The organism is Streptomyces sp. NPDC000878 (genome assembly GCF_053599695.1).
The window spans coordinates 110277-125870 of record NZ_JBSFMT010000021.1 but is presented as its reverse complement, the minus strand read 5'-3'; the positions used below and the strand labels follow the sequence as shown (position 1 = coordinate 125870).

The window sequence follows — 15594 nt, the reverse complement described above, 5'->3', positions numbered from 1 at the left end:
CGGGGGACGGGGGACGTCTGCATGCCCATTCTCGGAATCGTGCTGCTCCTGAGCGGTTCGGCCATGGCGACTGCGGCGGTCTTCGTGGTCGCGCGGCTCGTGCCGGTGGCCCGGCGCAAGGCCCACAACGACATCCTCGGGTACGTGTACGCGGAGATAGGCGTGATCTACGCCGTCGTCCTCGCCATGGTCGTCGTCGGCGTGTGGGAGACCCGGTCGCAGGCCCACGAGAACACGTACACCGAGACCAACGCGCTGCTCCAGCTCACCTGGTACAGCAGCTCGCTGCCCCAGCCCGACCGCACCCGCCTGGGCACCCTGGTCGAGCGGTACACCGGCACGGTGATCGACGACGAGTGGCCGCTGCTGGCCGAGCAGCGGGACGATCCGGCGGCCTGGCGGCAGTTCACCGAGATCCGCTCCCTCGTGAACACCCAGGAGCCCGCGACGGGCGCGGACCAGGTCCGCTACCAGGGGGCCCTGGAGGCCGTCGCCCAGCTCGGCGACGCCCGCCGCGAGCGCGTCAACGAGGCCGCGACGGCCGGCGTACCCGCCCTGCTGTGGACGGCCCTGCTCCTCGGCGCCCTGGTCACCGTCGGATTCGTCTACCTCTTCGGCGTGGAGAGTCTGCGCGCCCACGCGGGCGTGGTCTTCTCACTGACGTTCATCGTGGGCGTGATGCTGCTGATCGTCTACGAGTTCGACTACCCGTTCAGCGGTCCCCTCAAGGTGAACCCCACGGCCTTCCAACTGGCCCTGGAACGCATGAGGTCGATCAACTGACCCGCACGGCCGAAGGGACCGCCTCCCGCAACTCCTCATCCCCTTCTTCCAGTTCCTGTTGTTCCGCCTGCTGCTGCTCCCGCTTGAGGAGGAGGACGCGCGGGCGTCCGGAGTTCCAGACGACCGAGACGCGCAGGCCGCCCACGCGGGTCAGGACCAGGCCGATCGTCAGGGCGGCGGTCGTCGCGACGATGCCGCCGAAGGCGAGGCCGACCCGGGGGCCGTACGTGTCCGTGATCCAGCCGACTATCGGCGCGCCCAGCGGCGAACCGCCCATGAAGACCATCATGAACAGGGCCATGACCCGGCCGCGCATGGCCGGGTCGGTGGCCATCTGGACCGAGGTGTTCGCCGTGACGTTGACCGTGAGTCCCGCGATCCCGATCGGGATCATCAGCAGCGCGAACAGCCACAGGGACGGGGCCACTGCGGCCACGATCTCCAGTGCGCCGAAGGCCACGGCCGCCGCGACGAGGACACGCAGCTTCGCCGTACCGCGCCGGGCGGCGAGCAGGGCGCCGGTGAGCGAACCGACCGCCATCAGGGTGTTGAAGAGGCTGTACGCGCCGGCGCCGGCGTGGAAGACGTCGTCCGCGTACGCCGACAGGAAGACCGGGAAGTTGAAGCCGAAGGTGCCGATGAACCCGATGAGGACGATCGGCCAGATCAGCTCGGGCCGCCCGGCGACATAGTGCAGGCCCTCGCGCAGCTGCCCCTTGGCACGCGGCGCCCGCTCCACGGCGTTCAGTTCGCGGGAGCGCATGAGCAGCAGGCTGGCGATGGGGGCGACGAAGGAGAGCCCGTTGGCGAGGAAGGCCCAGCCCGTGCCGACGCCGGTGATCAGCAGACCGGCGACGGCGGGTCCGACGAGGCGGGCGGACTGGAAGTTCGCGGAGTTGAGACTGACGGCGTTCTGGAGCTGGTCGGGCTTGACCATCTCGGAGACGAAGGACTGCCGGGCCGGGTTGTCGACGACCGTGGCGAGACCGACGGCGAAGGCGGCGAGGTAGACGTGCCAGACCTCGACGTCGCCGGAGAGTGTCAGCACGGCGAGCGCGAGGCCGGTGAGGGCCATCAGCGTCTGGGTGACGAGCAGCGTGGGGCGCTTGGGCAGCCGGTCGACGAGGACACCGCCGTACAGGCCGAAGAGCAGCATCGGCAGGAACTGGAGCGCGGTCGTGATGCCCACGGCGGTGGAGGAGCCGGTGAGGCTGAGGACCAGCCAGTCCTGGGCGATGCGCTGCATCCAGGTGCCGGTGTTGGAGACGACCTGGCCGAGGAAGAAGAGCCGGTAGTTCCGGACCTTCAGGGAGCTGAACATCTCGGACTTACGGGTGCGGGTGCGTCCGGTAGGGGTGGGCGGGGAGTCGTGGGTGGCTGGTGCGGGGGCGGAATCTGCTCCGGGTCCCGAACTCAAAAGGGGTCGCCTCCTTGCGAATGGCCCAACGGCCGGACAGCGCTTACAGACGGGCTTACGAACGGCTTTTCGGACGGCTTACGAACGGGCTTACGAACGGGCTTACAGATGCGCGAGCTTCTCCAGTACGGGGGCGGCGGCGCGCAGTTTCGCCCACTCGTCCTCGTCGAGGTCTTCGACCAGGCCGGCCAGCCAGGCGTTGCGCCTGCGGCGGCTCTCTTCGAGCATCGCCTCGGCGGTCTCGGTCTGGGTGACGACCTTCTGCCGCCGGTCCTCGGGGTGCGGCTCCAGCCTGACCAGTCCCTTGCCCTCCAGCAACGCGACAATACGGGTCATCGAGGGCGGCTGCACATGCTCCTTGCGGGCAAGCTCACCCGGCGTGGCCGAGCCACAGCGGGCGAGGGTGCCCAGCACCGACATCTCGGTGGGGCTCAGTGACTCGTCGACCCGTTGGTGCTTGAGTCGGCGCGACAGGCGCATCACGGCGGAGCGCAGCGAGTTCACGGCGGCAGCGTCGTCGCCATGGGTTAGGTCCGGCATGTTCTTTAGCATAACTCATTACCCTGACTAAAGACCACCCGTGACGCGCCGAGGTGCCCGTGACAAGGGCCACCGAATCTCCACGTCACCCATACGAGTGAGTCGAACGCAAAAAGCCCCCCGCCGCCCCGCGCCCGCCCGCGACCCTCGTTCCATGGGGACCAGTGTGCTCAGCCTGCGGATAGACGGGGAGCTGCTCGACCGGCTCCGGGACCATGCGGCGAAAAGGGGGATGAGCGTCCAGGACTACGTGGTCGGGACGCTCGTCCGGGACGACTTCGACGAGCGGTTCCAGAGCGCGGTCGAGGAGACGGAGAGGTTCTACGGGGTGCCGTGACGACAGGGGTGCCGTGTCGAGGGTCAGTGGAGGATCCACTGCTGGGCCTTGTTTCCGGCCTGGCATTTGGTGACGGTGAGCGGTTTGTTCCTGCCGTGATCGGTCAGGCATCCGTCGCCCGACTTGAGATACCAGGCTTCGCCCGAACCGCCTGGCACTTCAGGGCTCGTCCACGCGGAGAGGCCGATTCGCCTACGAAGGCCGTTGGTGTACAGGGGGAGCAGGGGGCACGGGCCCGCGGAGCAGCCGACGGGCCGCCTCGTAAGCTGTGCCCATGGAGAAGTGGACACCGAAGCACGAGGCGCCGGAGCCCCTGGAGGGCCCCGTCGTCGCCACCATCACGGGCGGCACGATCCTCTGGTTCGTCCTCTTCCTGGCCCAGCTCCCCTTCTACGGCTGGTACGAGGACCACAACCACGAGTGGTGGGTGTGGACGTGCCTGGCCGGTACGTTCTTGGGCCTGATCGGCATCTGGTACGTCCGGAAACGGGACACGGCGATCAGACGATCACAATCCAGCCCGTCCGGCGTTTGAGGACGAGGCCGTTCAGGCCGACAGCGGGGGTCTGGGGGCGCAGCCCCCAGGAACGGGATGGGACGGGTAAGGGCGGCGGGGGCGAAAATCCTCCGACCCGCACCCCCTACGCACCCCCGACTACAACCACCGCACCATTTCCCACCCCACCCCTCCTCCCCAGGTCGGATCTTTGCCGCACTCGACGGGTGAAGCCATAAATCCACACGTACCGTCGAACGCATGACGCACATCGACGCCGGCGCCGAACTCGATCCTGTGCACCCCGTACCCCTCCCCCCCTCCCGCGCGCCCCGCGGCAGCGGCCCCCGCGCACAGGGCCTCACCACCACCGAAGTAGCCGAGCGCGTCGCCCGCGGCGAGATCAACGACGTCCCCGTCCGCAGCAGCCGCAGCATCGCCGAGATCGTCCGCGCGAACGTCTTCACCAGGTTCAACGCGATCATCGGCGTCCTCTGGCTGATCATGATGTTCGTCGCCCCGTTCCAGGACACCCTGTTCGGATACGTCATCCTCGCCAACACCGGCATCGGCATCATCCAGGAGTGGCGGGCGAAGAAGACCCTCGACTCCCTGGCCGTGATCGGCGAGGCCAAACCGACGGTCCGCCGCGACGGCGTAGCCGCAGAAGTCAGCAACTCCGAGATCGTCCTCGGCGACCTGATCGAGATCGGCCCCGGCGACAAGATCGTCGTGGACGGCGAGTGCGTGGAGGCCGACGGCCTCGAGATCGACGAGTCGCTGCTCACCGGCGAGGCCGACCCCGTCGTGAAGCAGCCCGGCGACGAGGTCATGTCGGGCAGTTTCGTGGTCGCGGGCGGCGGCGCGTTCACGGCGACGAAGGTCGGCCGCGAGGCGTACGCGGCCCAACTCGCCGAAGAGGCCTCCCGGTTCACCCTCGTCCACTCGGAACTCCGTACCGGCATCTCGACGATCCTCAAATACGTGACCTGGATGATGGTTCCGGCCGCGATCGGCCTGGTCATCACCCAACTGGTCGTCAAGGACAACGACGTGAAGGACTCGATCGCCCGCACGGTGGGCGGCATCGTCCCCATGGTCCCCGAGGGCCTCGTCCTCCTCACCTCCGTCGCCTTCGCGATCGGTGTGATCCGGCTCGGCCGGAAGCAGTGCCTCGTACAGGAGCTGCCCGCCATCGAAGGCCTCGCCCGCGTCGACACGGTCTGCCTGGACAAGACGGGCACGCTGACCGAGGGCGGCATGGACGTGACCGAGCTGCGCCCCCTCAACGGCAGCGACGAGACGTACGTACGCCGGGTCCTGGGCGCCCTCGGCGAGTCCGACCCGCGCCCGAACGCCTCCCTCCAGGCCATCATCGACGCCTACCCGGACAACGAGGACTGGCGCTGCACGGAATCGCTCCCCTTTTCCTCTGCGCGCAAGTACAGCGGGGCGTCGTTCAGCGAGGGCAACGGCGAGAGCAGCACCTGGCTCCTGGGCGCCCCGGACGTCCTCCTCTCCCCCGAGGACCCGGCCCTCGCCGAGACGGACCGGCTGAACCAGGCCGGCCTGCGCGTCCTCCTCCTCACCCGCGCCGCCCGCGAACTGGACCACCCGGAGGTGGCCGTCGGCACCACCCCCACCGCCCTGGTCGTCCTGGAACAGCGCCTGCGCCCCGATGCCGCCGACACCCTCCGCTACTTCGCCGAGCAGGACGTCGACGCGAAGGTCATCTCGGGCGACAACGCGGTGTCGGTCGGCGCGGTGGCGGGCAAACTGGGCCTGACCGGCACGACGGTGGACGCCCGCCAACTCCCCTCTGCTCAGGGCGAGATGGCGAAGGCCCTCGACGAGGGCACGGTCTTCGGCCGGGTCACCCCGCAGCAGAAGCGGGACATGGTGGGCGCGTTGCAGTCACGCGGGCACACGGTGGCGATGACGGGCGACGGCGTGAACGACGTACTGGCCCTGAAGGACGCCGACATCGGCGTGGCCATGGGATCGGGGTCGGAGGCGACGCGGGCCGTGGCCCAGATCGTCCTCCTCAACAACAGCTTCGCGACGCTGCCTTCGGTGGTGGCCGAGGGCCGAAGGGTCATCGGCAACATCACGCGAGTAGCGACCCTCTTCCTGGTGAAAACGGTCTACTCGGTCCTCCTGGCCGTCCTGGTGGTCTGCTGGCGGGTCGAATACCCCTTCCTCCCCCGGCACTTGACGCTGCTCTCCACTCTGACGATCGGCATCCCGGCGTTCTTCCTGGCCCTGGCCCCCAACAAGGAACGTGCGAGGCCCCACTTCGTACGCCGGGTCATGCGTTACTCGATCCCGGGCGGCGTACTTGCAGGAGTGGCAACCTTCGCGACATACCTGATAGCCCGTCACCACTACACGGGTGAGGGCGCGTTGGACGCGGAAACGAGCGCGGCGACCCTGACCCTGTTCCTGATCTCCATGTGGGTACTGGCGATCATCGCCCGCCCCTACACCTGGTGGCGGATCGCCCTGGTCGCGTCGATGGGCGCGGGCTTCCTGCTGGTGCTGGTCGTACCGCCGCTCCAGGAGTTCTTCGCGCTGAAGCTGGTGGGCACGACGATGCCGTGGATCGCGGTGGGTATCGCGACGGTGGCGGCGGCCACCCTGGAGGTCCTGTGGAGGTGGGTGGACCGCCGCTTCCCGGCGTAAGCGGTAGCGCTCGGGAGTACTCGGGGGCCTACTTGACGTCGATGAAGTCGGCGGCGGCGCTGGCCCCGACTGTGGTCTTGGTCCCCGCGAAGACGTACTTGAAGAACCCGTCGGCGGTCGCCTTGACGGTCGTCTTCAGGTCGCCCTTGGTGGTCGTCTTGATGGTCTTGACGACGGTGTAGGTGGTGGTGCCGTTCTTACGGAACTGCAGCTGCACCGGCTGGGTCGCGTACCCGGTGTAGTTGGGCCCGTCCCAGTTGGCGCGGGTCAGCTTGCCGGTGACGGTGATGGTCTTGCCCTTCTTCACCGGCTCCGGGGTGGCGTTGACCGTCAGCTTGGCCAGGCGCCGCACGGTCGTGGTGCCGAGGCCGCCCTGCTGGGCGATGCCGACCTTGGAGGGGTCGAAGGTGTCGCTCTCGGGGTCCTGCCCGTTGAAGGCGATCGCGAGCCCGCCGGCCGTCCAGGTGGCCCCGGCGTCGGTGTTGGTCAGGTCGCCCTCGCCCGGGTAGATGTCGAGGTTGGCCTTGCAGTTGGCGGTCGTCGTCGAGGTGGCCGTGCAGGTGCCGGCCTTCTCGCCGAAGATCACGTTCTCCGGTGCCGCGAAGGATCCCCGGTACAGGTACGGCCCGCTGTCGAAGTCGGCGGCCTTGATGTCGACCTCGACGCCATGGGTCAGCGTGTAGGTGACCGGGACGACGAGGTGACCGCCGGCACCGGCGTTGATCGACTTGGCGACCTTGAAGTTGGAGAAGCTGACGTTCAGCTCGGCCGGCTCGGCGGCGGCGACGGGCGAGGTGATGAACGCGGACTTGCCGCCGCCCAGGATCTTCGCGGCGGTCGCGTGGTAGCCGGAGTCGGCGCCGGAGGCGTGGACATCGGCCTGCGCGGCCGGCACGGCGAGGGCGGAGAGGGCCAGGGCGCCGGAGACGGCGGCCACGGTGGCACGTATACGCATGCGTGTTCCCCAAGTAGGAGAAGGTGATCGTGGGGCCTGTTGGCCCCCATGATCAGATTCCTTGCGGGGGCGGTTGGTTGCGCGGAGGCGAAGTAATTTTGCGCACCCCTTACACACACGCCCGCCGCCGGCCCCGAACACACGGAGGACCGACGGCGGTACACGCGCTGCGTAGCGCCTACTTCACATCGATGAAGTCGGGCGCGGCACCGAGGGCGGCGGTGGTCGCGGTCCCCGCGAAGACGTACCGGAAGAACCCGTCGGCGGTCGCCTTGACGGTCGTCTTCAGGTCACCCTTGGTGGTCGTCTTGATGGTCTTCAGGGTGGTGTAGGTGCTGGTGCCGTTCTTCTTGAACTGCAGCTTCACCGGCTGGCTGGCGTACCCGGTGTAGTTGCCGCCGTCCCAGTTGGCCCGGGTGAGCTTGCCGGTGACGGTGATGGTCTTGCCCTTCTTCACCGGCTCCGGGGTGGCGTTGACCGTCAGCTTGGAGTGGCGCAGAAGGTTGGGACCGGCGAGGCCGTCCTTCTCGACGTACCCGACCTTCGTGACGTCGAAGTCGTCGCTGCCGAAATCCTGGCCGTTGAAGGCGACGGCGTACGCGTACGCCTTCCACTTCCCGGCGGTCTCGTTGAACAGGTCTTCACTCGGGCTGATCACGATGGACTGGGTGCAGTTGGCGACAGTCGTCGAGACGGCCTTGCAGCTGGCCCAGTCGTCGCCGAACAGCCCGAACTCGGAGTCGACGTACGTCGTGCCGTAGTACAGCTCGACGTCGGTGAAGAAGTCCTCGGCGGCGATGTCGACATCGGCACCGTGGGTCAGCGTGTAGGTGATCGGCACGGTCAGCTTGCCGCTGATGCCCGCCACGATCGACTTGCCGTTGTTGACCTTGATGTTGGAGAAGGAGGCGTTCAGGAGGTACGGCTCGGCAGCAGCAGCGGCAGCCGAGGTACTGAACGCGGACTTGCCGGAGGCGGCCTGCCCGGCCTCACGGACCTTGGCGACATCGGCCCGGGACACCGAGCCGTCGGCCTGCGCGGCCGGCACGGCAAGGGCGGAGAGGGCCAGGGCGCCGGAGACGGCGGCCACGGTGGCACGTATACGCATGCGTGTTTTCCCTGTCTCTACTTCACGTCGATGACATCGCCGACGGCCGTGATCGGCGCGGTCGTCGTCGAGCCCGCGAAGGCGAAGCGGTACGTGCCGTCGACCGACGCCTTGACCGTGGTCTTCAGGGCGCCCGCGGCACCCGTCTTGACCGTCTTGACGGTGGTGAAGGCGGTGGCGCCCGTCTTCTTGAACTGGAGCGTGACCGGGGCGCCGACGTAGCCCCCGTACTTGTTGGTGTTCCAGTTGGCGCGGGTCAGGGTGCCCTTGACCGTGATGGTCGCGCCCTTCCTGACCGGCTCGGGGGTGGCGTCGGTGTTGAGCTTCGAGTGGAACTTGATCTGGGTGGTGCCGAGGCCCGCCTGGGTCTTGTACTCGCCCTCGTCCGTGATGGCGACGGCGCCCACGTTCCACGTACGCGCGTCCGTGTTCCGGAGCCTGCCCTCGGAGCCGCTGGTGTGCAGGTTGATGAAGCCCTTGCAGCTGGCGGTGGTCGTCGAGGTGGCCGCGCAGGTGCCCGGCTCGTCACCGGCGAGGCGGACGTTCTCCAGGCCGAAGGAGGAACCGACGTAGAGGACCGGGCCGGTGAGGAGCTTGTCCGAGCTGATGTCGAGACCGGCGGCGTGCTTGAACGTGTACGTCACCGGGACGGTCGCGGTGCCCGTGGCCTTGGCCACGATCGGCTTGCCGTTGTTGACCGTCACCTTGGTGAAGGTGACGTCGGGCGCCGAGGCGGCGTGCGCGGCGGGCACGGCAAGGGCGGAGAGGGCCAGGGCGCCGGAAACGGCGGCCACAGTGGCACGTATGCGCATGCGTTTCCCCAAGTGGAGAAAGGGGGTCCGTCGGTGGCCGTCCGTACGGAATCCATCCGTCACGGATCGCGGTCGCACCCGGACCCAAATGATCTTGGAGTCTGTTGACTCGCTCGCTCAGATCCGTGACGGATGGGAATGGTTGTACGGATGTTGCGGAATGTTTTGGAGACCGTGCAGATTTTATGTACGTATTACCTCAGCACCCCGGCACCCGGCTGCCCTGCCTGCCTCAGTCGAACCAGCGGTCCCGTGCCAGCTCCGTCGTTCTCGACGGGTCCTCCAGCAGTGCCGCCACCTCGAACCGGCGCGGCCACTGGCCGGCCGCCCAGGCGAGCCCCGCCGCGACACCCTCCAGCGTCGAGGCGTGCAGTACCCCGTCCCGCGTCCGCCGCCAGTCCAGTTCCACGCCGTCGACGACCAGCTCCTCGTGCTCGACGTACGTCGCCGGAGTCCCCGGTCCCAGCAGCACCCGTACCGACTCCGGTACGTCGTGCTCCGCGCCCTCCGAGGTCACCTCGCCGGTCACCGACTCGCTCAGCCGCCGTACCTGGAACAGTTCCGCCAGCTCGGCCGCGCGCGCCGGGCGTACGGGGAGCAGTGGCACGCCCGCCGTGAAGGGCAGCAGGTCGGGTGAGTCGACGACCACGGCGTCCGCCGCGTCCACCACCTCCACGTGCCCGTCGACCACGGCACGCAGGTCGTCGGGCAGCGTGACCTGTTCGGGGTCGAGGTCGGCCAACGCCCCGTAGAGGGCGTGCAGTTGGGCGCCGCTCACCTCGCGGTCGGGGTCGGCGAGGCGGTCCAGCAGTTCGGCCGCGCCGCCCGGCTCGTCGAGGAGCGCGGCGACCGACGTCCGTACGCCCAGCGCCCGCAGCACCTGCTCGTCGTCGAACCCGGTGGCGTCGGCCTCCTCGTACAGGCCCCGGAGCAGCGGGTCACCGCCCGCCGCCAGCAGGCCCGCCGGACGCCTTCCGTCCAGCACCGGGTTTCCGCGCAACCACCAGGCCGTGTACGGGCGTACGAGTTCATGCGTGCCGTCGGGGAGCAGGACGCGCACCGGCTGGACGATCGCGTCCCGCAGGGGCGGCTGGGCGAGGAGGGCGAGGGCCTGGGGCCAGCGGTCCTCGTCCACGAGGTCCAGGTCCCGTACGGCGACCAGTTCCGTGGCGACGGGAGGCACCGGGGAGTCCGGGAAGCGGTCGAGGATGTCCTCGCTCCACACGTCCACGGCGTCGAGCAGACCGGGGTCGTCGGGTTCGGCGAAGTCGCTGTCCCGGGGCTCCAGTTCGTCGGGGTCGAGGACGACGTCGGTGGCGCGGACCAGGGCGAAGTTCGCGAGGACTCCGCAGGCAGCAAGGGGCTGCTCGCCCCACCTGTCCGCCAACTCGCCGTCCACCGAGGCCAGTTCACCCTCCCTGATCACCTCGGCGAACGGGCTGCCGGGGAGGACGAGTTCACCGGCGGGGGCCAGCTCGCCGTCCTCGTCGGGGAGGGCGAGGGCGCCGAGCCAGGGTTCGTCGCCGGGTTCGAGGCCCGCGTCCCGGACGAGGGCGAGGACCGTGTCGGCCAACTCCTCGGCGTCCGGGGCGTCTTCGTCGTCCCACGCCATGACGGCGTCCTCGTCGAGGGAGGCGGCGACGGCAGCGCGTACTTGCGGAGTGGTGAGGACGGCCCTCGGGGTGGCCGGGAGGGCACCCAGCTTCTCCAGCAGAGGGTGCGCGGCGTCCGGGTGGGCGACCTTGAGGCCGAGACGGGCGAGGGTCTCAGGTGCGGGGGTACCCTGCCCCTCCCCACCACCAGTGGGGAGCAGGACCTGCCGGGGGCCGATGGTCGTCCGCCCGTCGGCGAGCGGCACGGGCAGTCCGGTCAGCCGGTCGGGGTCGACGCCGGCCAGGCTGTCGTACAGCCGGTGCCACCACTCGGGCGCCTTCTCCAGGCCGGCGAGCCGGTCGACGGCGTCGGTCAGGGGGACGCGGGCGACGCCCAACGTCCGCAGTTCCACCCGGCGTTCGAGCCCGGCGGGCAGCAGCGTGGGCAGCACCTCGGCGAGGACGCGGACCGTCTCGGCCCCGGCACCCTCGACGACCTCCGCGTCACGGGGCCGGAGAGCGGAGGGCAGTTCCTCATCATCACCCGGGTCAAGTGCGGGCGGCAGGAAGGCGGTTCGCGGCAGCCGCTCAAGGATCGCGTGCCGCAACTGACCGTCCAGCTCGCCCTTGCCGAGCGAACCGGGCACGAGGGCGATGATGCCCTCGCCCACCGGGTGCCAGTCGGCGAGGAGTTCGGCGTACGCGTCGGCGGCGCGCTGCACCAGGAAGTCGGTGAGCGGGCCCGGCGCGGCATGCCTGCGGGCGGTGTCCAGCGGCATCGAGGCGATGAGCAGCGCCGGTACGCCCAGCGGCTCGTCGCTCGGCGTGGGCGCGTGCACGACGGGGCTGGTCCGGGGCGGTACGGGAGTGCCGTCGGCGTCGACGGGCACGGCCCAGGTGACCGACCAGTACGGACGCAGCCGCTCTTCGACCGGCCGCCCGGCCAACAGGGCGGATTCCAGGGGCCCGTGGGCGGAGACGGTACGCCAGCGGCTCGTACCGTCGCGCGAGTCCTCCACGAGGGTCAGGGCGTCGTCGGTGAGCCGGCGCAGCGTACGGGGGGCCTCGTCCCCCACCTCGATGACGACCTCTTCGAGGCCGGGGAGGGTGAGGAGAAGGGCGTCGTCGACGCCGCTCAGCAGCCGCTCCGCGAGATCCTCGGCGGCGGTGTCGCGCAGGGGGAGGATGACGGCCGTGTCGTACGGGTCGGGGGCGGTGCCCTCGGCGGCGAACGGCAGCCGGAGCAGCGGCACATGGCCGTCGCGGCGGCGGATCTCGTCACCGAGCCCGGGGCTGTGCCGCGCGGTCTCGGCGGCGAGTTCGCGGGCCTCGGCGAGCGCCCACCGCACACCGCCGTGCCGTCCGACGACGGCGGGTTCGTCGCTCACGGCGAGCACGGCGGCGAAGCCGACACCGAACCGCCCGACGGCACCCGTCCCCTTGCCGTCGTCCCCGCCCTGAACGTCCCGCTTGGCGGAGGCGCGGAGCGTGGAGAGGGACTCGACGCCGGTGGCGTCCAGCGGGGCACCGGTGTTGGCGGCGACGAGGACGCCGTCGCGGAGGGTGAGCCGGAGCCTGCCCGGCGCCCCGGCCCGCGCCGCGGCATCCGCTGCGTTCTGGGCAAGCTCGACGACGAGCCGGTCCCGGTACCCGCCGAGGACGAGATCCTCCTCGGCGTTGGCGTCCTCACGGAACCGGGCGGGGCTGGTCGCCCAGGCGTCCAGAACACCCCGGCGCAGACGGGCCGTACCGAAAGGGTCCGCGCCCTCAGCTGCTGGCCGCACGAACTTGCTCACGTACGTTCACTCTCCTCATCGGCGTGAGCATGAAGGTACCGTGCGCCGGACAACGCACTCGCCCGCCCACCTGGCCGGGATCCGGCGGGGAGGAAACGGGCCCCGCCCAGGGACGACAGAGGCGTGCATAAAGACACGGGACTCGGCGAGGGCGCGGTACCCCATCGAGACGTTGCAGGGGGCACGGCAGACTGCGGGTATGAGCAGATACGCAGAGGTCATGGTCCTTGCGCGCAACGCCGAGGAGGTGATGGAACATCTGACCCGCCCGGACCCCGAGCGCGAGTGGCACCAGTGCTTCACCCGCGTTGACGATTCCGTCTTCGAGGGCACCGGCTCCGGCTCGCAGGAATGCTATGCCTGGGTTGTTCAGTTCATCCGGCACAACTGGGGCGGGTTGCTGGCTCACCTGGAGTCCCTGCCGTGGCCCGCACCCCACTCCGTCCAGGTTCTCGTCCGCGACGAGGAGGACGACTGTTTCGGCCTCTGGATGATCTACGACGGCAAACTCACCGAGGTCCCCTTCCCCCGCACATCCCGCCACCTCGCCCCCGGCGTCAGCGTCACCGGGGTCCTGCGCAGAACCGATCGGGGCTGAAACCGGACCGCGCCCGCCGCCGTCTCTCCTTTCGTCCTGACTACGCCTGCGCCAAAGGCGGAAGGAGGGGGTACAGATGCAGTTTTGGGAATAATGTGTCATGTCCGCGCAACAACACGGGGGTGTGGTCGGCCATGCATCGACGGAACGTCATCCGGTCCTGGGCAGGTTCACCGGAGCGGCGGCACTGGACAGCGGCGTTAGTGGCGGTCGTCGCAGTTGTCGCGGCGCTGCTCGGCGTCGGATCGGGCACGGCACCGGCGGCCGTCCCCGGCGCCCCGCCCACCCCGCCCACGTACAACCAGTGGGGCGCTCCGCTCACGAAGACAACCATCGACGGCGACAAGTTCATCATCGACGCGAACGGTGTCCCGCACCGCATCGCGTCCACGGGAGACAACGCCGACGCGATCGCCGCCCTCGACTTCATGCACAGGCAACTGGAGAAGACGGGACTGGCCTACGACCCCAAGACGAAGACCGGGTTCCAGTACATCTACCAGAGCGACACCAATCCGCTGGTCCCCAAGGGGAAGACCGCCTCGGGCGCAGTCTCCGGAACCACCGCCGACATGCTCAAGCTCGCCTGGAGCAACGGACAGCTCGTCAGCGTGGACAGCGTCGACGCGACGGGCACCTCCGGCTCCGACGTCACCCCCGAAGCCATTTCGAGGATCGTCCAGACCGTCAGGAACAAACTGCCCAGCGGCACCAAGTCCCAGACCGACAACGTGGTCTTCAAGGCGCACAACAGGGCACAGGCCGAGGTGGTCGCGAAGGCGTTCCAGGGCAATGCCAACGTCCGGATCGTCCACCCCGACTCCAGCTACGACTCCGGGGAATTCGAGGCCGGTGCCGCCGCGCTGAAGCAAGCGGCCGGACACCTGTTCACCGCCAGTCCGTCGGACTGCCCTCCGACGCCGGCGCACAGCGTGCGGCGCCCCGGCACCGGCACCGGCGTGCAGCGCGCCGCCTTCACGGTGCGCGGCACCGCAGACTGCGGTAAGCAGGTCCAGCAGAAGGCGGGCGGCCTCGCGCAGGGGTTCGCGGCCGGTGCCCGGGACACCGGCGGGATCGACTTCACCCGGCTCGAACTGCGCTACCTGGCCGATCCGGGCCCGGGCAACGGCCTCCGCTACGCCTTCCAGGCGCCCGTCGCGGCGTCCGGCAAGGGGAGTTCGCTCACCGGCCTCGCGGACGCGCGGAAGGCTTCCGACTCCTTCTTCACCTGGCTGCAGCTGGAGCCCTCGACGTTCTGGGTCAACCTCAACCCGAACGAGCCCGACCGCATCATCGACTCCGGGCTCGGCCGCACCGACACCGGGCGGGTACTGCTGGAAGCGGACCTGATGCTCAAGAGGACGACCGGCAAGCTGATCCACCCCGACACGACACTGGGCGCGAGCTACTGGCGGTCGCTGTCGGGCGAGTGCACGTCGTTCCGCACCTGGATCGTGCCCGCGCCCGCGACGGTCTACGCCAAGGGCGACGAGCTGCACATCCTCAAGTCTCCGCTGAACGTGCAGATGGAGTCGCAGTACGTCAAGCAGCGTGGCGGCTCGGGTGCGGTCTCGTGCCCGCAGCAGTCCGCGCAGGTGCAGGAGCACAACGAGTCCGTGTTCCGGCGGATGATCCTGCCCCGCGTGGTCAAGGCGGTGAACACCGCCCCGGAGTACGCCGATCTGCGGCGTGTGTACCTCAGCAGGGTCGCCGCCGAGTGGTACCGAGAGCTGAGCCTGCGCAAGACCACGACGTACGGGGAGATCATCGACGCGGGTGACGTCGACGCGTACGTCACCCGCGAGAACTGGAAGCCGAGGGACACCTTCGACGCGTACGTGCGCTCTTACACCAAGGGCGAGTTCAAGGTGACGCATCGCACCCGCAAGGGCGACTACATCTACACGAACACCTACATCTACGGCGGCGTCGACTTCACCAACGTGCGCTTCACCTCCCTGAGCGACGACCAGATGAGGACTTCCTGGCCCACGCTCGCCCAGAACGTGGGCCAGTCGCTCGACGAGCCGACGAGAGACCGGGCGAAGGGGCAGGTCTGGCTCGGCGGAGGTGTCCCGGCGGAGGACAGCGGCAAGGACGAGACGGGGAAGGACGAGGACGGCAGCACGTCGGACGCCCTCGGGACTCCCGTGGGGAAGGACGACGGGGGCGTGGTGGAGCGGCGGCTTCCAGTGGCGGGAGCCACGCTGTTCGGAGTGGTGGTGGTGCTGAGCTTCCTGGCCCATCGGCGCCGTACGAGGCGACGCGTCGGCGGATGGCGTGGGTGAGTCGCGCCGGAGTCGCGGAGGCCGCCGAGGAGGGGCAGCGGGCCGGTAGCGGAGTGCCGCTTCCAGGGGATGGACTTCCGGTCCGATTCCCTCGAACCGGCTGTCTCTTTCCTCCCGATACCGCCCATCGTCCAGTGCCCTGACAGGCTGGGATCTCCGACGATCTCTACGACGAACCAGGGCGCGGCAC

General features: G+C 69.4%; 12 protein-coding genes. 6 read left to right on the top strand and 6 right to left on the bottom strand.

What is annotated here, in order from left to right; genetic code table 11:
* Positions 1-21 precede the first annotated feature (21 nt).
* Positions 22-783 (top strand): bestrophin-like domain, encoded by a 762-nt coding sequence (locus tag ACWDR4_RS20800; protein WP_450410427.1) that lies wholly within the window; start codon positions 22-24, stop codon positions 781-783.
* Here ACWDR4_RS20800 and ACWDR4_RS20795 read toward each other — a convergent pair.
* On the bottom strand, positions 776-2200 hold the full coding sequence (locus tag ACWDR4_RS20795) for an MFS transporter (protein ID WP_450410426.1): 1425 nt from the start codon (positions 2198-2200) through the stop codon (positions 776-778). The genes ACWDR4_RS20800 and ACWDR4_RS20795 overlap by 8 nt on opposite strands.
* A 102-nt stretch (positions 2201-2302) precedes the next feature.
* Entirely contained in the window at positions 2303-2740 is a 438-nt protein-coding gene (locus ACWDR4_RS20790) for a MarR family winged helix-turn-helix transcriptional regulator (protein WP_319095470.1), read from the bottom strand.
* Between the two features lie 154 nt (positions 2741-2894).
* Between ACWDR4_RS20790 and ACWDR4_RS20785 the strand changes: the two genes are divergently transcribed.
* The 3 genes from ACWDR4_RS20785 to ACWDR4_RS20775 all read left to right on the top strand — a co-directional run bounded on the left by ACWDR4_RS20785 (position 2895) and on the right by ACWDR4_RS20775 (position 6255).
* Positions 2895-3077: a ribbon-helix-helix protein, CopG family gene (locus tag ACWDR4_RS20785; RefSeq protein WP_450410424.1), complete on the top strand. Its 183-nt coding sequence runs from the start codon at positions 2895-2897 to the stop codon at positions 3075-3077.
* A gap of 274 nt (positions 3078-3351) precedes the next feature.
* Positions 3352-3612, top strand: a complete 261-nt coding sequence (locus tag ACWDR4_RS20780) for a DUF2530 domain-containing protein (protein WP_450410422.1) — start codon at positions 3352-3354, stop codon at positions 3610-3612.
* A 222-nt stretch (positions 3613-3834) separates the two neighbouring features.
* Positions 3835-6255, top strand: coding sequence for an HAD-IC family P-type ATPase (locus ACWDR4_RS20775; RefSeq protein ID WP_450410420.1), 2421 nt, complete (start codon positions 3835-3837; stop codon positions 6253-6255).
* Positions 6256-6283: 28 nt separating this feature from the next.
* On the opposite strand, the gene ACWDR4_RS20770 is transcribed toward ACWDR4_RS20775, so the two are convergent.
* The 4 genes from ACWDR4_RS20770 to ACWDR4_RS20755 form a co-directional block, all read right to left on the bottom strand.
* The gene (locus ACWDR4_RS20770; protein WP_450410418.1) at positions 6284-7210 is read right to left on the bottom strand and encodes a hypothetical protein; all 927 of its coding nucleotides are present in this window, start codon (positions 7208-7210) and stop codon (positions 6284-6286) included.
* Positions 7211-7388: 178 nt separating this feature from the next.
* Entirely contained in the window at positions 7389-8318 is a 930-nt protein-coding gene (locus tag ACWDR4_RS20765; protein ID WP_450410416.1) for a hypothetical protein, read from the bottom strand.
* A 17-nt stretch (positions 8319-8335) separates the two neighbouring features.
* Positions 8336-9130: a hypothetical protein gene (locus ACWDR4_RS20760; RefSeq protein WP_450410414.1), complete on the bottom strand. Its 795-nt coding sequence runs from the start codon at positions 9128-9130 to the stop codon at positions 8336-8338.
* A gap of 232 nt (positions 9131-9362) precedes the next feature.
* Positions 9363-12518 carry a sacsin N-terminal ATP-binding-like domain-containing protein gene (locus ACWDR4_RS20755; RefSeq protein ID WP_450410412.1) on the bottom strand — a complete coding sequence of 1052 codons (3156 nt, stop codon included), beginning with the start codon at positions 12516-12518 and terminating at the stop codon, positions 9363-9365.
* Positions 12519-12717: 199 nt separating this feature from the next.
* Between ACWDR4_RS20755 and ACWDR4_RS20750 the strand changes: the two genes are divergently transcribed.
* Both ACWDR4_RS20750 and ACWDR4_RS20745 read left to right on the top strand, forming a co-directional pair.
* Complete coding sequence (locus ACWDR4_RS20750; RefSeq protein ID WP_450410411.1) at positions 12718-13116, top strand: hypothetical protein; 399 nt, start codon at positions 12718-12720, stop codon at positions 13114-13116.
* 203 nt (positions 13117-13319) lie between these two features.
* Entirely contained in the window at positions 13320-15404 is a 2085-nt protein-coding gene (locus ACWDR4_RS20745; protein WP_450410409.1) for a hypothetical protein, read from the top strand.
* The last annotated feature ends 190 nt before the right edge of the window (positions 15405-15594 follow it).